This is a genomic window from Nocardia sp. XZ_19_231, assembly GCF_015355705.1.
Lineage (GTDB): Bacteria > Actinomycetota > Actinomycetes > Mycobacteriales > Mycobacteriaceae > Nocardia > Nocardia salmonicida.
The window spans coordinates 510,222-532,865 of the sequence record NZ_JACUZI010000001.1; the positions used below are offsets into that span (position 1 = coordinate 510,222).

Annotated in this window: 1 protein-coding gene; it reads left to right on the forward strand. The window is 70.3% G+C overall.

Translation table 11 applies throughout. The features are described from left to right. The first annotated feature begins 152 nt into the window (after window positions 1–152). Window positions 153–22,610, forward strand: coding sequence for a non-ribosomal peptide synthetase (locus tag IBJ82_RS02275; protein WP_194824278.1), 22,458 nt, complete (start codon window positions 153–155; stop codon window positions 22,608–22,610). Window positions 22,611–22,644 lie beyond the last annotated feature (34 nt).

The following is a 22,644-nucleotide window of genomic DNA, read 5'->3' on the forward strand; positions in this document are numbered from 1 at the left end:
GAATCCGGTGTGAGTGGGTGGATTTCGGGCAGGGTGCCCGAGGTTGGCCGCCCCCGCGCCGATCCACCTCATCCTGGTGCGAGCCGGGGAGTTCCGAGAGTTTGTGCGGCCGCGTGGCGTTACCCGCGGTCGGTAATGGAAGGCAGTGTGCGATGACCAACCCCACTCCGGCGCGCGCGGAAACAGAACAGCTGGCGGCGCTGGTGGCGACGGTCGCGGCGATGGATCCGGCGCGGATCGCGGTCGAGTTCGACGGTGCCGCGGTGTCCTATGCCGATCTCGATGCCCAGCTCACGCTGATGGCCGAGCTCACCGGTGGGGCCCTGGACGCGGACACGCTCGTGCAGGTGGTGCTCGCCGAGGTGTTCCCCGCCGTGGTCGATGCCGCCGACGGGGCCTTCGGTGCACTGCTCGATTCGCTCGCGGGCGATGCGATGGCAGCGCTGGGGATGGAACCGTCGGCCGCCGCGACGCTGGTCGATCGATTCACCGCGCAGGTCGCTCGCACGCCTGATCGGGTCGCGGTGCAGTTCGGTGACGAGGTGCTGACCTATGCGGAATTCGATGCCAGGGTGCGGGTGCTGGCGGCGCGACTGGTCGAGTTGGGTGTCGGGCCCGAGATGCTGGTCGGGGTGGCGCTGCGACGCAGCGTCGAGTTGATCGTCGCCGTGCACGCGATCGTGCACGCGGGCGGCGCGTATGTGCCGCTCGACCCCGATCATCCGGTGGACCGGTTGCACTATGTGCTCGAGGTGGCGCGGCCGGTGGTGGTCGTGACGAGAGTCGGCGATGAGCCGGATCTGAACGGCGTACCGTCGCTGCGCACCGATGACATCGACTGGGACGCGGTGCCCGGGGAGGTCGTGTCCGGGGTGCGAGCCGGCAATACGGCCTACGTCATCTTCACCTCGGGTTCCACCGGCCGCCCGAAGGGTGTGGCGGTGACCCACGGCGCGATCGTGGCGAACCTGGTGTGGCGGCAGCGCCGCTACGGCATGACCGAGGCCGACGTGGTTTTGCAGAAGACGCCCTACACCTTCGATGTGTCGTTGTGGGAGCTGTTCTGGCCTTTGCAGGTCGGTGCTCGGCTCGTTATCGCCGAGCCGGGTCGCCACGGTGATCCCGCGTATCTGGCGGCGTTGATCGCCCAGCACCGGGTCACGGTGACGCACTTCGTGCCGTCGATGCTGGCCGCGTTCGTCGGTGAATTGGGCGCCGACGTGGATCTGTCGACGTTGCGGATGGTGTTCGCCTCGGGCGAGGCGCTGCCCGCCGCCACCGCCGCGCGGCTGCGCACGCTGTCGTCGACCGCGCTGCACAACCTATACGGGCCGACCGAGGCGGCTGTCGACGTCACCGCGCACGAGGTGACCGCGGCGGACGAGGTGTCGGTGCCGATCGGCGGTCCGGCCGATCACACCGGGCTGCTGGTGCTCGACGAGAATCTCGATCGGGTGCCCGTCGGGGTCGTCGGCGAGCTGTACCTTTCCGGTGTTCAGCTGGCTCGCGGCTATGTCGCGCGGCCCGGACTGACCGCTGATCGTTTCGTGGCGAACCCGTACGGCGTGGCCGGTGAGCGCATGTATCGCACCGGTGACCTGGTGCGGGAGTCGCGCGGTGAGCTGGAATACCTGGGGCGCACCGACTTCCAGGTGAAGCTTCGTGGTCTGCGGATCGAGCTGGGCGAGATCGAGGCCGTGCTCGCCGCGCATCCTCGGGTCGGCAATGCCGCGGTGGTGCTGCATCGGCATGCCGCCGGTGAGGCGCTGGTCGGCTATGTGGTGAGCCTTGACGGGGCGGTACTCGACGAGGCCGAGTTGGTCGCGCACGCCAAGTCGTCGATGCCCGAGTACATGGTGCCCTCGCTGCTGGTGCAGCTGGACGCGATGCCGACCAACGCCAGCGGCAAGCTGGATCGGAAAGCCCTGCCGGAGCCCGATTTCCGAGTTTCCGCCGCCGTGTTCCGGGAGCCTCGGACCGCGGCCGAACGTTCTGTCGCCGCGATGTTCGCCGAGTTGCTCGATGTGGAGACCGTCGGGTTGGACGACGACTTCTTCCGCCTCGGCGGCAACTCGCTGATCGCCACCCGTGCGATCGGCCGGTTGCAGGCGAATTTCGGTGTGCGGGTAGATGTTCGCGACTTCTTCGACAGCCCGACCGTCGCGGTGCTGGCGAAATTGGTCGAGGACGGGGTGGCCGACGACCGGCCCGCGCTCGTCGCGGGTCCGCGTCCGGCAGTGGTGCCACTCTCGCCCGCGCAGCAGCGGATGTGGTTCCTGAACCGGTTCGATCCGGAGACCGGGGCGTACAACATTCCGATCGCGGTGCGGTTGTCGGGTGTGCTGGATCAGGACGCGTTGCGGGCGGCGGTCGGTGATCTGATCGTGCGGCACGAGGTGCTGCGCACGGTGTATCCCGAGGTCGACGGGGTGGGGACGCAGCTCGTCCTCCCTGTCACCGAGGCGCTCGCATCGCTCGCTGCCGAACTGCTCGATCCTGTCAGCGTCAGCGCTGGTGAACTCCCCGGCGTATTGGCCGAGGTGATCCTGCGTGGATTCGATGTCGTCGCCGCGCCCCCCGTGCGTGTGCGGCTGTTCGAGGTCGACGGCGATCACGTGTTGGTGCTGGTGGTGCATCACATCGCCTCCGACGGCTGGTCGGCCGGTCCGTTGGTGCGCGACACGATGGCTGCCTACTACGCGCGTACCGAAGGCGCGGCGCCGCAGTGGGCGCCGTTGCCGGTGCAGTACGCCGACTACACCCTCTGGCAGCGGGCGGTCCTCGGCGAGGAAGCCGATGCCGACTCCCGAGCCGGGCGTGAGATCGCGTTCTGGCGGGACTCGCTGGCCGGACTGCCGGACGAGTCGAGCCTGCCGACCGATCGGCCGCGCCCCGCCATGGCGTCGATGCACGGGCGCCGGGTCTCGTTCGAGCTCGATGCCGAGGTGGTCGCGGCACTCAATGCTGTTGCCGCAGAACAGGGTGCGACCCTGTTCATGGTGCTGCACGCGGCGTTGTCGGTGCTGATCGCCCGCCTGTCGGGCACTGCGGATGTGGCGATCGGCACGCCGGTCGCCGGTCGCGGCGCCGCCGAACTCGACGACGTCATCGGCATGTTCGTCAACACCGCCGTGTTGCGCACCCAGGTGCGTGGCGCCGAACCGTTCGCCGAGTTGCTCGGCCGTGTCCGCACCGGGGACCTGGCCGCCTTCGACCACACCACCCTGCCGTTCGAGCGGCTCGTGGAGGTGCTCGCGCCGTCGCGTTCGGCCGGTCGCCATCCGCTGTTCCAGGTGGCGCTGTCGCTGCAGAACCTGCCGCCGACGACATTCGAACTGCCCGGTCTGCGTGCTGCCGCCGTCGATATGCCCTATGACATCGAGAAGTTCGATCTGTCGCTGACCCTGCGTGATTCTCCGGCCATGGGTCTGTCCGGTGAATTCTCCTACGCCACAGATCTGTTCGACGAGCCGACCGTCACCCGTATGGTGTCCCGCTTCACCGGCTTGCTCGCCGCGATCGCCGCCGCCCCGCAGACCCCCGTCGCCGATCTGCCCCTGCTGATCGACACCGAACTCGCCGAGCTCACCGCTCGCACCGGCGGCCCGTCCACCCCCGCCCCGCTGCTGCCGCAGGTGCTCGCGCGTGCCGCCGCCGATCCCACCGCGATCGCCATCCGCGACGGTGCCCGCACCCTGACCTACGGCGAGCTCGACGCCGCATCCACCCGCCTGGCCGCCCGTCTCACCGATCTCGGCATCGGTGCGGGCGACCTCGTCGCCGTGAGCATTCCGCGTTCCGCCGACTCGGTCACCGCGATCTGGGCCGTCGTGAAGTCCGGCGCGGGCTTCCTCCCGGTCGACCCGAACTACCCTGCCGATCGCATCGCGCACATGCTCTCCGATTCCGGTGCGGCGGCGGGCATCACGATCGAGGCCGTGGCGGCGGACTTGCCCAGCACGGTGAATTGGCTCGCGCTCGATGGTCTCGGTTCCACCACGGCGACAACCGGTGGCGCCACAGCCGATCGCGCGGTGGATCCGCTGGATCCCGCCTACGTCATCTACACCTCCGGCACCACCGGTCTGCCCAAGGGCGTGGTGATTCCGCACGGCGCGGTCGCGGCGTATCTGCCAGTGCAGGCCGGGCGCTACCTGGCCGCTGCCGATGCGCGCGTGTTGCATGTGGCGTCGCCGTCGTTCGATATCTCCGTGGCCGAGCTGCTGCTGACGGTGACCGAGGGGTCGACGATGGTTGTCGCGCCTGCCGGAGTGTTCGGTGGGGTCGAGCTGGGCGAACTGTTGCGGGTCGAGCGGGTGACCCACGTGGTCATCACCCCCTCGGCGTTGGCGACGGTGAACCCGGACGGGCTCGACGAGCTACGAGTGGTGGTGGTCGGTGGCGAGGCGTGCCCCGTGGAACTGGTGGCACGCTGGACTGCCGCGATCCCGGGTCTGATCTTCCGCAACGGTTACGGTCCGACCGAGACGACCATCGTCACCAATATCAGCGAACCCCTCGGTGCGACAACGCCGGTCACCCTCGGCGCACCGGTGGAGGGCACGACCGAACTGGTGCTCGACGAGCGGCTGCGACCGGTGCCGGCCGGGGTGGTCGGCGAGCTGTACATCGCCGGTGCGCAGCTGGCGCGCGGGTACCACCGCAGGCCCGCGCTGACCGCCGGACGGTTCGTCACCAATCCCTTCGGTGCGCCCGGTGAGCGGATGTACCGCACCGGCGACACCGTGCGCTGGGTGCGGCGCGAGGACTCGTTCGATCTGGAGTACCTGGGCCGCAACGACTTCCAGGTGAAGGTGCGCGGTTTCCGGATCGAACTCGGCGAGATCGACGCGGTTCTCGCCCGCCATCCCTCGGTGGACTTCGCCGCCACCATCGGCCACCGGACCGACGCGGGCACGACCCTGCTCGTGTCCCACGTGGTGCCCGTCGCCGGCGCCACGATCGACACCGCGACCCTCATCGCGCATACCGCCGCACACCTGCCCGCGCACATGGTGCCCGCCGCGATCGTCGCCCTCGACGCCGTGCCGCTGACCCCGGTCGGCAAGCTCGACCGGGCCGCGCTGCCCGCGCCGGTCTTCGAAACCGCTGCCTACCGGGCGCCGGAAACCGCGGCCGAGCAGGTGGTGGCCGCCGCGTTCGCCGAAGTGCTCGGACTGGACCGGGTCGGCCGCGATGACGACTTCTTCGACCTGGGCGGCAACTCGCTACTCGCCACCCGATTGATGGCCCGCATCGGCACCGACCTCGACATCCGCATCCCGATCCGCCAGCTCTTCGATACCACGACGGTGCTGGCGTTGGCCGCGGCCGCTGACCGTCTGCGTGGCACCGGCACCGGCCCCGCGCTGGTGGCCAGACCGCGCCCCGATCCCGTTCCGCTCTCGCCCGCCCAGCAGCGCATGTGGTTCCTCAACCGCTTCGACCCCGGCTCGGCCACCGACAACATCCCGATGGCGGTCCGGCTCACCGGTGCGCTCGATATCGCCGCACTCCAGGCGGCGATCGTCGACGTGCTGGATCGGCACGAGGTCCTGCGCACCCGCTACCCGGAGCTCGACGGCAACGCCATCGCCGAGATCCTTCCGGCGGTCGGCCTCGTTCCCGAGGTTCACCCCCGCATCGTCGGCGCGGCCGAGGTGCCCGACGCCGTACGCACCTTCGCGTCCATCGGCTTCGACCTCACCGTCGACGCCCCGATCCGCGCGACCCTGCTCCGCGTTGCCGCGAACACCGCGGCAGCGCACGCGGATTCCTCGGAACCCGACGTCCACGGTGCGGAGTATGTGCTGGTCATCGTGTTGCACCACATCGCGGCCGACGGCTTCTCGTTCGGACCCCTGATCCGGGACGTGCTCACGGCCTACAGTGCGCGAGCCATCGGTGAGCACCCGAGCTGGGCGCCGTTGGACGTGCAATACGCCGACTACGCCGTGTGGCAGCACGTGGTGCTCGGTGACGCGGCCGATCCGCAATCTCTTGCGGCGAAGCAGCTCTCGTTCTGGCGTGACGCGCTGGCCGGGGTACCGGAGCAGCTGGACCTGCCCACCGACCGGACCCGGCCCGCGATCGCTTCCCGGCGTGGTGCGATGCACAGCGTCGAGATCGATGGCGAAACCCACCGCACCCTCGCCGAATTCGCTCGGGCGCAGGGTATTACGGTCTTCATGGCGGCACACGCGGTGTTCGCGGTGCTGCTGGCGCGGTTGTCGGCGACGACCGATATCGCGATCGGCACACCGGTGTCGGGGCGTGGTGAACGCGCGCTCGACGATCTGGTCGGCATGTTCGTCAACACCCTCGTCCTGCGCACCGACGTGGCGCCCGCGACCTCGTTCACCGAGCTGATCGCCCAGGTCCGCGCTACCGACCTCGCCGCCTTCGGCCACGCCGACGTGCCGTTCGAGCGCCTCGTCGAGATCCTCGATCCGGTCCGCTCCACCGCCCGCAACCCGCTGTTCCAGGTGATGCTGTCGCTCAACGAGGACACCCCGAGCGCACTCGCCCTCCCCGGCCTCACCGTCGCCGGCTTCGACCTGCCCACCGGCGTCGCCAAGTTCGACCTCGAGCTCACCCTCACCGAGCACCGCGACGAGAACGGCACTCCCACCGGTATTTCCGGCGCCTTCCTGTACGCCACCGACCTGTTCGACGCCGCCACCGTCGCCGGTTTCGCCACCCGTCTGCACCGCGTACTCACCGCGGTCCTCGCCGACCCGACCCGCCCCGTCGGCGACCTCGACTTTCTCGACCCGGCCGAGCAGACCCAACTCCTGACCACGTGGAACGACACCGCCACCGAGACCGACCACGTCGCGACACTCGCCTCGCTTCTCGCTGAGCAAGCTGCCGCAACGCCCCATGCGATCGCCGTGGTCGTCGACACGGACCCCACCGCGGCCGATGACGCGTCGACAGCCGCTACGACAGCGACGCGCGCGCTCGATGCTCGGGTGGCTGCGGATGGCGCGCCCCTGGGAAGCGAGGTGTCCTCGAGCGCGATTTCCCGGCTCGAACACGCGGCGGTCGATGCCATCGCCGCACACCGCGCCGGGGGAGCGGTGCCAGCGGTGTCGCTGCGTTCCGCTGCTGATTCCCTGACCGCAGTGGAGCTTTCGTACGCGGAGTTCGGTGTACGCGTCGCACGACTGGCCCGTCATCTGATCGGGCTCGGGGCCGGCCCCGGCTCGCTGGTCGCGGTCGCGATGCGTCGTGGTGTGGAGCAGTTGGTGGCGGTGCACGCGGTGCTCGCGGCTGGGGCAGGCTATGTGCCGGTGGACCCGGATCATCCGGCCGAGCGGACCGCATATGTGCTGGCGCGGACGGCCCCGGTCTGTGTGCTGGTTGTTGCCGGAAGTGGTGTGGCTGTGGGGGAGTCGGTGCTGGAGGTCGATGCGCTCGACCTGTCGGAACTGTCCGGCGATCCGATCACCGATGACGAGCGGGTGGTACCGCTGCGTCCCGAGCACCTCGCCTACGTGCTGTTCACGTCGGGTTCCACCGGCAGGCCGAAGGGTGTGGCAGTGCCGCACAAGGCCGTCGTGAACCAGTTGCGGTGGTTGCAGCGTGCCTACCCGCTCGGCGCCGACGACGTGGTGCTGCAGAAGACTCCCTTCACCTTCGACGCGTCGGTGTGGGAACTGTTGTGGCCGTTGCATGTCGGGGCGCGGCTGGTGCTCGCCACCGCCGACGGGCATCGTGATCCGGCGTACCTGGCGGCGGCCACCGTGCGCCATCGGGTGAGCGTCGTCCAGTACGTGCCGTCCGTGCTGGCCGCCGTGGCGGCGGAACCGGCTTCCGCGCAGGCAGATTCGCTGCGACTGGTCTTCGCTGGCGGTGAGGCGCTGCCGACCGACCTGGCGCGACGGGTGCGCACGAGCACCGGCGCGACCGTGGTCAACCTGTACGGACCCACCGAAACCGCCATCCAGGTCACCACACACGAGGCCGACGACGAGCAGAGTGCCGTGGTGCCGATCGGCGCACCGGTCGCCGATACCCGGGTTTACGTGCTGGATTCGCGCCTGCACCCCGTCCCGGCCGGTGTCCCTGGCGAGCTGTATGTGGCGGGCTCGCAGCTCGCCGACGGCTACCACGGCCGCACCGACCTCACCGCGGAACGCTTCGTCGCCGACCCCCTCGGCACCGGCGAACGCCTGTACCGCACCGGCGACCTTGTCACCTGGCGCACCGGCCCCGGCGGCCCGGCGCTGCACTATCTGGGCCGCACCGACTTCCAGGTGAAGCTGCGCGGCTTGCGTATCGAGCCCGCCGAGATCGAAGCGACGATCGCCTCGGTTCCGGGCGTCGGTCGGGTCGCCGTCCTGGTCCGCTCGGACGAAGGCGGGCCCGATCAGCTCGTCGCCTACGTCGTCGGCGTCGATTCCTCGGCACTGCCTACCACCGCCGACCTCGACGCCGCGATCGCCGCGATCCTGCCCTCCTACATGGTCCCGGGTGCCTACGTCTTCCTCGACGAGTTGCCTGTCACCGCGTCCGGCAAGCTCGATCGTCGGGCACTGCCCGCGCCGGATACGCGGCAGTTCGACTACCGGGAGCCCGCCACCGCCACCGAGCGGATCGTCGCCGCGACGTTCGCCGGGGTGCTCGACCTCGACCGCGTCGGCGCGGGCGACGATTTCTTCGCCCTCGGAGGGAACTCCCTGCTGGCGACCCAGGTGGCGGCGCGGCTCGGTGCCGCGCTCGATGCTCGGGTGCCGGTGCGGGAGCTGTTCGAGGCGAGCACCGTCGACGGACTCGCCGTGCGGCTGGACGCGCTGCGTGGGACGGGAAGCAGGCGTGGACCCGTGGCGGGCCAACGGCCACAGCGGATTCCGCTCTCGCCCGCCCAGCAGCGGATGTGGTTCCTGCACCGCTTCGATCCGGACTCCGCCGCGTACCACATCCCGGTCGCGATCCGCCTCAGCGGTGAACTCGACACCACCGCGCTGCGTGGCGCGCTGGGCGACCTGATCGCGCGGCACGAGACGTTGCGCACGACGTATCCCGAATTCGACGGGCAGGCAACGCAACTCGTCGGACCCGCCTTCGTGCCCGACCTCGCTGTCGCCGAGGTCGAGGCCGAAGATGTCCACGCGGCGGTAGTCGACGTCCTCGCCGGTGGTTTCGAGATCACCACCGAGGTGCCGGTGCGCGCCGCCTTGCTCCGGGTGACGGCGACGGAGCACGTGTTGGTGCTCGTCGTGCACCACATCGCGGCCGACGGCTGGTCGATGGGCCCGCTCACCCGCGATCTGGTGGCCGCCTACGCCGCCCGCGCGGCGGGCACGCAACCGCAGCTGCCCGCGCTGGCCGTGCACTACGCCGACTACGCGCTGTGGCAGACCGAGGGCCTCGGCAGCGCCGACGACCCGGACGCACCGCTGGCTCGCCAGCTCGACTACTGGACACACCGGCTCACGGGCCTGCCCGATGTCCTGACGCTGCCCGCCGACCGGCGCAGGCCGCTGATCGCGTCCAACCGGGGCGCCACCTTCACGACGACCCTCGACGCCGACCTGCATCGCGGCATCGAGGAACTGGCTCGCGCACACCGTGCCAGCCCGTTCATGGTGCTGCACGCGGGACTGTCGGTCCTGCTGGCACGGCTCTCGGCCGGTGGCGACATCGTCGTGGGCACACCCGTGGCCGGTCGCGGTCATCGCGAGCTCGACGACATCGTCGGCATGTTCGTCAACACACTCGTGCTGCGTGCGCGGGTCGACGCCGATACCCGCTTCGGCGATCTGCTCGACGAGGTCCGCGCGGGCGACCTCGATGCCTTCGACAATGCCGATGTGCCGTTCGAAAGCCTGGTCGACGCGCTGAATCCGGCTCGCTCACAGGGCTACTCACCGCTGTATCAGATCTCGCTCGCCTTGCAGAACCAGCGCAGGACCGCGTTCGAACTGCCCGGTCTCACGCTGTCGGGGCTGACCCTGCCGGACGCGCCGATCGAGGTGGACCTGGACTTCACCTTCGTCGACCGTTTCGCCCCGGACGGCGCGCCCGACGGCCTCGACCTCGAACTGCGCTACGCCACCGACCTTTTCGACGCCGACACCGTCGTGACGATGGTGGGGATGCTCGAGCGCCTGCTGCGTGACGCGGTCACGGCGCCCGCCACCGCGGTCGGCGACCTCGCCCTGCTCGCGGACGCCGACGAGATCACGCCGCGTCCGCACGGTGACGTGGTGGCACTCGATGGCGCACTGGCCGAGCTGGGCGTGCGCGCCCCGCTGGCCGCGCACCTGCTCGATGCGGCGGCCGCGCGTGATCCGCAGGCCGTCGCGGCAATATTCGAAGGTGCCGAGATCACCTACGGTGCGCTCGCCGCCAGGGCCAACCGCTTCGCCCGTAGGTTGATCGACTGCGGAGTCGGCCCGGAAACGCCCGTGGCCGTGGCTGTTCCACGCAGTATCGAACTGCTGGTGGTGCTGCACGGTGTGCTCGCCGCCGGTGGGGTGTACGTGCCGATCGATGCGACCCAGCCCGCCGAACGCATCGGTCATGTGCTGGCGACGGCGACCCCGCGACTCGTCGTAGTCGCGGGCGCCGGTGACCTCGACCATGTGGACAGCGGGATCCGATCCGCCACGGCCTCGGTGCATTTCGCTGCCGCGTCGCGTTCCGGGTTCCCGGTGCTGACCGTCGCACAGCTCGAGGAATCGGTGCCGGGCGCCATCGCGAGCGCACCGCTCACCGATGCCGAGCGCCTTGCGCCGCTGCGCCCCGAGCACCCGGCCTATGTGCTGTTCACCTCCGGCTCCACCGGTATGCCGAAGGGTGTGCTGATCTCGCATCGTGCCGTAGTCAACGAAATCTGCTGGCTGCGTGGCGAATACGGCATGACGGCGGCGGACCGCTTCCTGCAGCGCGCGCCACTCACCTTCGACGTCTCGCTCTGGGAACTGCTGGCCCCCGCCCTGCTCGGCGCCCCGCTGGTGCTTCTTCGGCCCGGCGGACACCTCGACTTGGCGTATCAGGCGCGAGTGATCCGTGAACAGGCCGTCACCATCATGGAGATCGTGCCGTCGGTGCTGGCCGCGATGCTGGCCGAAGGGCTCGGCGATGCGCTGAGCGGACTGCGGATGCTGCACGTGGGTGGCGAGGAACTGCCCGCCCCGCTCGCGGCGACCGTGCTCGCCACGATCCCCGGCGAGCTGCACAACACCTACGGCCCCACCGAAGTGGCGATCACCAGCACGTTCCAGCAGATCACCGCGCCGGTCGAGCAGACCGAGATGCCCATCGGCAGGCCGACCTGGAATGTGCGCGCCTATGTTCTCGACGAGCGCTTGCACCTGGTGCCCGGCGGCGTCGCGGGCGAGCTGTACCTCGCGGGCGATCAGCTGGCGCGCGGCTACCTCGGCAGGCCCGACCTGACCGCCGACCGCTTCGTCGCCGATCCGTTCGGGGTCGACGGTGCCCGCATGTATCGCACCGGCGACCTCGTGCGCCGCGATCGCCACGGCGCACTGGTCTACTTGGGCCGCAACGACTTCCAGGTGAAGATTCGTGGACTGCGGATCGAGCTGGGCGAGATCGAGGCCGCCCTCGGCGACGCACCCGGCGTCACCCACGCGACCGTGCTGCCCGCCACCGACGACGCGGGCCGCCAATGCCTGGTCGGGTACGTCGCGGGCGATGTCGACATCGTGGCGGTGCGCGCGCACGTCGCGGGCCGGGTGCCCGCCTACATGGTGCCCTCGCACCTGGTGGTGCTCGATACCGTGCCGCTCAACTCCGCGGGCAAGCTCGACCGAGCCGCGCTGCCGGCCGCCGATCTGTCCACCACCACCGAATACGTGGCGCCGCGACCGGGAGCGCAGACCACGCTCGCCGGTGTGATCGGCGAACTGCTCGGGGTGGCGCGCGTCGGTGCCAATGACGACTTCTTCGCCGTCGGCGGCAACTCGCTGCTCGCGATGCGACTCGTGGCCCGAGCCAATGCGGCCCTCGGCAGTGCGCTGGACGTTCGCGATGTGTTCGACGCCCCGACCGTCGCCGGACTCGCCGAGCGTGCGGGCACCGGCCGCGAGCAGTCGCCCCCGCTGAGCGTCGTGCGACCGCGCCCGGATCGAATCCCGCTGTCGCTGGCACAGACTCGCCTGTGGTTGCTGAACCGGATCGACCCCGACTCGGCCGTCTACACCATGCCGATCGCGCTGCGCCTGACCGGTGACCTCGACGCCGATGCCCTGTGGGCGGCGCTCGCCGATGTCCTCGACCGGCACGAATCACTGCGCACCGTCTTCCCGGAAGACGCCGACGGTCCGACCCAGGTGGTTCTCCCCGTCGACGCGGTGTTGCCCGCCACCGTCGTGCGAGAGATCACCGAGGCCGATCTGGCCGACACGGTGCGCACCATCATCGGTGAGGGTTACGACCTGACCACCCAGCCCCCGTTGCGCGCCGCGCTGCTACGTCGCGCTGCGCACATCGAACCTGCCGGTAGCCGATCGGGCGACGCTGTGACACGCCCCGGTGCGGTCGATCACGCAGGTTCGCACGAGGTCGAGCATGTGCTGGTGCTCGCGGTGCATCACATCGCCGCCGACGGTGTGTCGACGACGCCGCTGGCCCGTGACCTGATCACCGCCTACACCGCGCGCGCTGCGGGGACAGCTCCCGTGTGGGAGCCGTTGCCGGTGCAGTATGCGGACTTCACCCTCTGGCAGCACGCCGTACTCGGCGATGCCGCCGAGCCGGAGTCGCGGCTGGCGCGGCAGCTGGCGCATTGGCGCGACGAATTGGCCGGGGTCGCGCCGGCTCTCGAATTGGCGACCGATCGGCCCCGGCCCGCTGTGCGCGGCGGTGGGGGTGGCGCGGTCGGGTTCGATGTGCCCGCCGAGGTGGTCGCCGGGATCGAGACCTTGGCCCGACGCCACGGGGTGTCCACCTTCATGGTGGTGCACGCGGCGTTCGCGGTGCTGCTGTCTCGTCAGGGCGCCGGCGCGGATGTTCTCGTCGGCACGCCGGTCGCCGGGCGGGCCGATGCCGCGCTCGACGATCTCGTCGGCATGTTCGTCAACACCCTCGTGCTGCGGACAGCGGTCGACGCCGGTGCCGGGTTCGCCGAGTTGCTCGCCGAGGTGCGAGCGGCCGATCTGCGGGCCTTCGCGAACGCGGACCTACCGTTCGAGCGGCTCGTCGACGAGCTGAATCCGGTGCGCTCCACGTCGTATTCGCCGATCGTGCAGGTGATGCTGGCGTTCGAGCATCGCGAGGACACCACCATCGAGCTGCCCGGGCTGCGGATCGACGAGTTCGCGCTGCCCGCCGCGACCACCCAGTTCGATCTGTCGCTGGCGATCAACGAGATCGTCGGTGCCGCAGGTGAACCAGGTATGCGTGGATGGCTGCGCTATGCCACCGACCTGTTCGATCACAACACGGTCGCCGAGTTCGGTGCGCGCTTCGTGCGGGTGCTGAGCGCGGTCGTCGCCGATGACAGCACGGCGGTCGGCGAGATCGATCTCATGGATGCGGCAGAGACCGACCAACTCGCGGCGTGGAACGACACCGCGGCCCCGCTGGATGCCGACGCGACACTCGTCTCGCTGTTCGCCGCCCAAGCCGTGCGTACTCCCGACGCGGTGGCGCTCGAATTCGAAGAGGCACGGATCACTTACGGCGAGTTCGCTGTTCGCGTCGCCCGCTTGGCTCGGTGGCTGATCAACGAGCAGGTCGGACCCGGTGCTGTTGTCGGTGTCGGGCTGCGGCGCGGCATCGATCTGCTGGTCGCGATCTATGCCGTGCAGGCCGCCGGCGCCGCGTACCTTCCGCTGGACCCCGATCATCCGGCAGACCGGATCGCCGATGTTCTCGCGACCGCGGTACCGGTCTGTGTGCTGGCAGCTTCCGACTTCCCCGAAACCGGCACGCGCGTGGTCGAGCCCGCCGCGCTCGACCTGTCCGGGTTCGCTACCGACCCGGTGACCGATGCCGATCGGATCCGGCCCCTGCGTGGCGCGGACCTGGCCTACGTGCTGTTCACCTCCGGCTCGACCGGCAAGCCCAAGGGCGTCGCGGTGACCCACACCGCGATCGTCAACCGCCTGGTCTGGATGCAGGACGCCTACCGGCTCGATGCCGCGGGCACCGTGTTGCAGAAGACGCCGATCACCTTCGACGTCTCGGTCTGGGAACTGTTCTGGCCCTTGCAGATCGGCGCCACCTTGGTGATCGCCCGCCCGGACGGGCACCGCGATCCGGCGTATCTGGCCGAGCTCATCACCCGTACCGGAGTCGGCGTGGCCCACTTCGTGCCGTCGATGCTGGCGGCCTTCCTCACCGAACCGCTTGCCGCCGACTGTGTTTCGCTGCGGCAGGTGTTCGCTTCCGGCGAGGCGCTGCCGGCCGCGGACGCCCAGCGCCTGCGCGCGCTGATCCCCGGTGTCGCGGTACACAACCTGTACGGGCCCACCGAGGCCGCCGTCGACGTCAGCTTCCACGAGGTCACCGACGCCGACACCGTGACGGTGCCGATCGGCGCCCCGGTCGCCAACACCGCCCTGCACGTGCTCGACGCGCGCCTGCGGCCCGTTCCCGTCGGTACGCCCGGCGAGCTGTACCTGGCCGGCGTCCAACTGGCGCGCGGCTATCTCGGCCGCCCCGACCTGTCCGCCGACCGCTTCGTCGCCAACCCCCTCGGCGCCCCTGGCGAGCGCATGTACCGCACTGGCGACCTCGTGGTCCGTACCCGCTCGGGTGAACTGGATTATTTGGGCCGCAACGACTTCCAGGTGAAACTCCGTGGTCTGCGCATCGAACTCGGCGAGATCGAGGCTGTCCTCGCGGGGCTCGAGACCATCGACCGCGCCGTGGTCACCGTCCGCGACGACGGCACGGGCGAGTACCTCACCGCCTACCTCGTTCCCGCGCGACAGATCAGGGACGGCGGGTCCGCCGACGCGACCGCACCCGGTATCGCGGCGATCGACCTCGACCTGGTGAAAGCGTCTCTGCAGAAGGCACTTCCGGCCTACATGGTGCCGAGCGCGTTCGTAGTCCTCGGTGCGCTGCCGATCAATGCCTCCGGCAAGCTCGATCGGCGGGCGCTGCCCGCGCCGCAGTTGGTCGCTCGTGCATTCCGTGCTCCGGCGACGCCGTCGGAGCAGTTGGTGGCCGGAGTCGTCGCCGAGGTTCTCGGTGTCGAACTGGTGGGCGCCGACGACGACTTCTTCGATCTCGGCGGCAACTCGCTGATCGCGACCCGGGTCGCGGCGCGGCTCGGGGCGGCGTTGAACCGGCAGGTGCCGGTGGCGCGGATCTTCGAGGCGCCGAGGGTGGCCGAGTTGGCCGCCGCGCTCGATGCCGACGGCGGCGCGGCCCGACTGGCGCTGGTGGCGGGGGAGCGGCCTGCTTCGATTCCACTCTCGCCCGCCCAGCAACGCATGTGGTTCCTCAATCGGTTCGATCCGGATTCGGCCGGGTACAACGTGCCGATCGCGGTACGACTCAGTGGCGTGCTCGACCTGGACGCGCTCGCCGCCGCGGTGGATGATCTCGTCGGTCGGCACGAAGTACTGCGGACCTTCTACCCCGAGACCGCCGACGGGCCGGAACAGCGGATCCTGCCTGTCGGCGAAGCCGGTGTCGCACTGCGGATTCGCGATGTCGACACGGCCGAGATCGTGGGGGCGGTGACGGCGCTGGCCGCCACCACCTTCGACGTCACCGCGGGTGTGCCGTGGCAGGTGGTGCTGTATCGGATCAGCGCCGACGAGGCAGTGCTGGCCATGGTGGTGCACCACATCAGTGCCGACGGTTCGTCGATGCCGCCGCTGGTGCGTGACCTGATGACGGCCTACCTCGCACGTCGCGACGGTGCGGCACCGCAGTGGACGCCACTGCCGGTGCAGTACGCCGACTACGCGCTGTGGCAACGGGCCGTGCTCGGCGACGAAGCCGATCCCGGCTCGGTGGCCGCCCGCCAGCTCGACTTCTGGCGCGGCGAACTCGCCGACCTCCCCGACGAGCTGGCGCTGCCGCTGGATCGGCCGCGCCCGGCCGTGCGCAGCCTCGCCGGTGGCACCGTGCCGGTGACCCTGGACACCGACACCCACGCTCGACTCGGCGCACTGGCCAGGGACGCCGGGGCCACGCTGTTCATGGTCGTGCACACCGCGTTCGCCGCGCTGCTCGGGCGGCTGTCCGGCAGTGCCGACATCACGGTCGGTACGCCGGTCGCCGGGCGTGGTGAGGCCGCGCTCGAAGATCTGATCGGCATGTTCGTCAACACGCTGGTCTTCCGTACTCGCCTGCGCGCGGGAGAGTCCTTCGAGGAGTTGCTGATTCGCCAGCGCGCCACCGATGTGGCGGTGTACGCGAATGCCGAGGTGCCGTTCGAGCGACTCGTCGAGGTGCTCGATCCGACCCGCTCCACCGCTCGGCATCCGCTGTTCCAGGTCGGTTTCTCGTTCCAGAACTTCGAACGTGCCGAACTGGCGCTGCCGGGGATCACCGTGTCGGGGCTGGACACCGAGAACGAGCTGTCGCAGTTCGATCTGCATCTCATCGTCAGCGACGAGTACGCGGCCGACGGGACCGCCGCCGGCGTCACGGGCGTGCTCACCTACGCGCACGACGTCTTCGACACCGAGACCGCCACCACGATCGGTGCGCGCCTGGAACGGCTGCTCGCCGCCGTCGCCGCCACCCCGCGCACTCCGCTGGATTCCCTGGATGTGCTCGAGCCCGCCGAGCGGCACCGCATTCTCGACGACTGGAATGCCACCGCGCACGAAATCGACCGCACCACAACGCTGCTCACGCCATTCCGCGCCCAGGCGTCGGCGCATCCTGCTGCTACGGCACTGGTCTTCGACGGCACGGAACTGACCTACGCGGCGTTCGACGACCGGGTGAACCGGCTGGCCCGTCACCTGATCGCCGAAGGCGTCGGCCCCGAGGTCCTCGTCGCCCTGGCGATGCGGCGCTCGATCGACCTCGTCGTCGCCATGTACGCGGTGCTCACCGCAGGCGGCGCCTACGTGCCCGTCGACCCCGACCACCCGGCCGACCGCATCGCCCAGATCCTCGACACCGCGCCCCCCCGGCTCGTGCTGACCACCAGCGGGGACGAGTTCGGCGGTTCTTCGGACCCGCGGGTCGTCACGGTGGACGAGATCGACACCGGCAGGTACCCCGGCCACCCGGTGGCGGACGGCGAACGCCGTGCACCGCTGCGGGATTCGAATGCGGCCTACGTCCTGTTCACCTCCGGCTCGACCGGAAGGCCGAAGGGCGTGGCGATGAGCCATGCCGCGATCCACAACCAGATCGCATGGCTGATCGAGCGGTACCAGCTCGACGGTGACGACGTGTACCTGCAGAAGTCGGCGGCCGGGTTCGACCTGTCGGTATGGGGGTTCTTCGCCCCGCTCGCCGCGGGCGCGACACTGGTGCTCGCCACCCCAGACGGACACCGCGACCCGATCTACCTGGCCGAACTCGTCGCCGCGCAGCAGATCACCGTCGTCGACTTCGTGCCGTCGATGCTGGCGATGTTCGCCGCGCACGCCGACGCCGACCAGCTGGCGAGTCTGCGGCTGGTCCTCGCGATCGGTGAGGCGCTCACCCCGGAGGCGGTCGGCGCACTGCGTGCGAAATCGTCGGCCCCCGTGCACAACCTGTACGGGCCCACCGAAGCGGCCGTCTCGGTCACCGCCTGGCCCGCCGACGGCGCGACCGGACAGACCGTCCCGATCGGTGTGCCCGCGTGGAACACCAGGGTCTACGTGCTCGACGAGCGGTTGCGGCCGGTGGCTCCGGGCGTCGCCGGTGAGCTGTACCTGGCCGGTGCGCAATTGGCTCGCGGTTACCTCGGTCGGCCCGATCTGTCCGCGGATCGCTTTGTCGCGGACCCCTTTGCCGGCGCGGGGTCACGCTCCGGTGGCACGACGGGCGCCCGCATGTATCGCACCGGCGACCTGGTGCGCTGGACTCGCGACGGCGTGCTCGTCTACCTGGCGCGCATCGACTTCCAGGTGAAGTTCCGCGGTCAGCGCATCGAGCTCGGGGAGATCGAGACCGCGTTGCGGGGATCGGACGGGGTCGGTCAGGCGGCGGCGGTGGTCTCGGCGAGCGCGACCGGTGACCGGCTCGTCGGCTATGTGGTGCCGACGCCGGGCGTCGAGCTGGATCCGGCCGCGCTGCGGTCGGCCGTGGGCGCGGTGTTGCCGTCCTACATGGTGCCGTCGGTGATCGTCGTGCTCGACGCGTTCCCGCTCAACACGTCCGGCAAGCTCGATCGGAAAGCCTTGCCCACACCGGAATTCGTGGCGAGGCCCTTCCGTGCCCCGGTCACGACGGCCCAGCGCGCGGTAGCCGAGGTGTTCGGTGAGGTGCTCGGGCGCGAGGTGGTCGGTCTCGACGACGACTTCTTCGAACTCGGCGGCAACTCGCTCATCGCGACCCGGGTCGCCGCCCGACTCGGTGCGGCCTTGTCGACCCGGGTGCCGGTGCGGACCCTGTTCGAAGCCACCACGGTCATCGACCTGGCGGCCACGCTCGCCGTGCAGGCAGGCAGTGGCGTGGGGATCGCGCTGACAGCGGGTGCGCGACCCGCGCGGATTCCGCTGTCGGCCGCCCAGCAGCGCATGTGGCTGCTCAATCGCCTCGATCCCGAAACCGCCGCCTACAACATCCCGATCGCGGTGCGGCTCACCGGCGATGTCGATGCCGTCGCGCTGGCCGCCGCGGTCACCGATGTGCTCGACCGGCACGAGGTGCTTCGCACCGCCTACCCGGCGATCGATGGGATCGGGCATCAGGCGGTGTGGGAGTTCGTGCCGACGCCGGTGGTGGAGACGGTCGATCCGATCGCCGTACCGGCGATCGTCGCGGCGGAGATCGGGCGCGGATTCGATGTCACCGCCGCCCCGCCCGTGCGGGTGCGCGTACTGCGCTGTGCCACTGACGAAGTGGTGCTGGTGGTGGTGATACATCACATCAGCGCCGACGGATTCTCCGCCGGGCCGCTGCTGCGCGACACCACCGCCGCCTACCTCGCCCGCCGCGCGGGTGCCGAACCCGGTTGGGCGCCACTGGAAGTCCAGTACGCCGACTACACGCTGTGGCAGCGGGCGGTGCTCGGCAGTGAGGACGACGCCGAGTCGGTCGCCGCACGACAGCTGCGATTCTGGCGCGGCGAACTGGCCGGGCTGCCCGAACTGCTCGACATCCCCGCCGACCGGCCGCGTCCGGCCCTCGCATCGCATCGCGGCGCGAGCGTCGACACCGTTGTGCCGCCGACGGTATGGCAGCGGGTGGGGCAGGTGGCTCGTCGCGCCGACGGGAGCGAGTTCATGGTCGCCCACGCCGCGCTGGCCGCTTTGCTCGCACGACTGAGCGGCACCGGCGACATCGCGATCGGCACTCCGGTGGCCGGCCGCGGTGAGCAGGCACTCGACGATCTCGTCGGCATGTTCGTGAACACGCTGGTGCTGCGGACCGGTGTCGATCCCGGCGCCTCGTTCACCGCGCTGCTGCGCGAGGCCAGGCGGGTCGACCTGGACGCGTTCGAGAACGCGGAGGTGCCGTTCGAGCGGCTCGTCGATGTGCTCGACCCGACCCGCTCGACCGCGCACAGCCCACTGTTCCAGGTGATGCTCGCCTTCCAGAACCTGGCCGCGAGCCCGGTCGAGGTGGTCCTGCCCGACCTCACCGTGACCGGACTGCAAGCCGATGCCGCCGTCGCCAAGTTCGACCTGGACCTGGTACTCGCCGACACCGCCGACGGTGGCTGCGCGGTGAGTCTGACCTACGCCACCGACCTGTTCGACGCCGCGACGGCGGCACGCATCGCCGAGGGCTACGTGCGGATGCTCGATGCGGTGACGGCAAATCCGGAGGTAAGGGTCGGCGATGTCGACCTGTTCACCGCCGACGACCGCTGGATGCTCGAGAGTTGGCGCGACACCGCGCATGCCGACGCGGTGGGCATTCTGCCGAGTGCCTTCGACCGCCAGGTCGCCGCGACACCGGAGGCTGTCGCGCTCGTCGACGGCGACACTGTTCTCACTTACGCCGAGTTCGCGGCGCGGGTGAACCGGCTCGCCCGTCATCTGATCGAACACGGTGTCGGACCGGATCACGCGGTGGCGGTGGGCGTTCGGCGCTCGGCCGACCTGCTTGTCGGCGTGTACGCGGTGCTGGCGGCGGGTGGAACCTACGTGCCGATCGATCCTGATCATCCGGCCGAGCGGATCACCCGCATCCTGCGGATCGCACAACCGGTGTGCGTGCTCACCACCAGCCGCGATGTCGTGGACCTCCCGGTGCGCGGGCACGATGTGGTCGCCCTCGACACCGTCGATCTCGCGGGCTTCCCGGCCGGGCCGATCGCCGACGCCGAGCGGGTGTCGCCCCTGCTCCCGGAGCACACGGCGTACGTGATCTTCACCTCCGGGTCCACCGGTCTGCCCAAGGGCGTCGGTGTTCCGCATCGCGCGATCGTCAACCAACTCGACTGGCTGGCACAGCGTTTCGGGTTCGCCGCCGGCGACACCGTGCTGCACAAGACGCCGACGACCTTCGATGCCTCGATCTGGGAACTGCTGCTGCCGCAGCGGGTGGGCGCGCGAACGGTCATCGCCCGCCCGGGCGGCCACGGTGATCCGGCTTACCTGGCCGAACTCGTCACCGAACACCGCATCGACACCGTGCAGTTCGCGCCCACGCTGCTCGCGGCCTACATCGCGCACCTGCGGGCACGCCCCGACCGGGCCGACACCGACCGAGCCGTCGGTCCGCTGCGGCGGGTGTTCGCGGGCGGCGAGGCACTGCCCGCGGCGCTGGCGCAACAGGTGCGGGCGCTGACCGGCGCGGAGGTGGTGAACCTGTACGGGCCCACCGAGACCGCGGTGCAGGTGAGTTCGCATGTGGTGACAGAAAGCGACGTCGTGACGGTGCCGATCGGTGCACCGGTGTGGAATACCGGGCTCTACGTGCTCGATGCGCGGCTGCGACCCGTGGTGCCCGGGGTGACCGGGGAACTGTATGTCGGCGGTGCGCAGCTCGCGCACGGGTATGTCGGGGCGGCCGAGCTCACCGCGGAGCGGTTCGTGCCGGATCCCTTCGGTGCGCCCGGCGCTCGGATGTACCGCACCGGCGACCTCGTGCGGCTGCGTGGAACCGACGCTCCCGCACTGGAATACGTGGGCCGTGGCGATCTCCAGGTCAAGCTCAACGGTCAGCGCATCGAACTCGGTGAAGTGGAAGCCGCGATGCAGCGCCGGCCGGGGGTCGCGCAGGCCGCGGCCGCGGTGGTGGCCGGGGTCGGCGCCGACCGGCTGGTCGCCTACGTCGTCATGGCGCGCCGCCAGGAGTTCGACCGTGCCGGAGCCGGTGCGGCGCAGGATAGTTCGGGCTTCGATGCGGTGGCACTGCGTTCGGCGCTGGCCGCGGAATTGCCCGGCTACCTGGTGCCGACGGTGGTGCTCGAGCTGGACGCGTTGCCGGTCAACACGTCCGGCAAGCTCGACCGGAGCGCGCTGCCCCGACCGGAACTGCGCCAAGCCACCTACCGGGCGCCGATCACCGAGACCGAGCAACTCGTGGCGGGTGCCTTCGCCCGGGTACTCGACCTGGACCGAATCGGCATGGACGACAACTTCTTCGACCTCGGTGGCAACTCCCTGACCGCGGTCCAGCTGTCCTCGCGACTGAGTGAAGCGCTGGGCAGCGCGGTGCCGGTGGCGTGGTTCTTCACCGATCCCACACCCGCTGTCGTCGTGGAACGGCTACGCGCCGAAGTCGATTCGACCGACGACGCGTTCGCGGTACTGCTGCCGCTGCGTGCGGGCGGCACCGGCGCACCACTGTTCTGCATCCACCCCGTGGGCGGTGTGTCCTGGTCGTTCGCCGGGCTCACCCGCCACCTCGACCCGCAGCGCCCGATCTACGGGTTGCAGTCGCCTGCCCTCACCGCCGACGAACCGCTGCCCGTCAGCATCGAGGACTGGGCTCAGCGCTACATCGCGGCCATCCGCGAAGTGCAGCCCGAAGGGCCGTACCACCTGCTCGGCTGGTCGCTGGGCGGGCTCCTTGCCCACGCCGTCGCCACCGGTCTGCAAGCCGATGGTGAGCAGGTGGCACAGCTGGCGATGATGGACAGCTGGCTCGGCGACGGACCCGAACAGACCCCGATGCCGACCGTCGGCGACCTGCTCGGCGGCCTCGCCGGTGACGATCTCGCCTTCGATACCGACGGTCTCGCCGACGCGGCCGCCAACATCGGCGGACCACTGGCCGCCCTCGACCGCGCCCGCATCGCCCGCATCATCGACGCCGCCACCGCCTCGATGCGGATGGTCGACGACTACCGTCCGCGCCGCTTCGACGGCGACCTCGTCTACTTCGCCGCCACCGTCGACGACCCCAGCGGGTCGCGCGGCGCGGCGAGTTGGGCAGACGCCGTCGAGGGCGCCGTCCACCGGCACGGCATCGACGCCACGCACTGGGCGATGGCGGGCGAGGCCGCGCTCGCCCGGATCGCCGATGTCATCGACGGGAGCGGATCCGGTGCGAGCGAGGCCCCGACGACGAGGGCCGATGCACGGGCGGGGGCGATGGGCGCCTAGAATCCAGGAGCCGGCCGTCGTGCCTGCTGCCTGC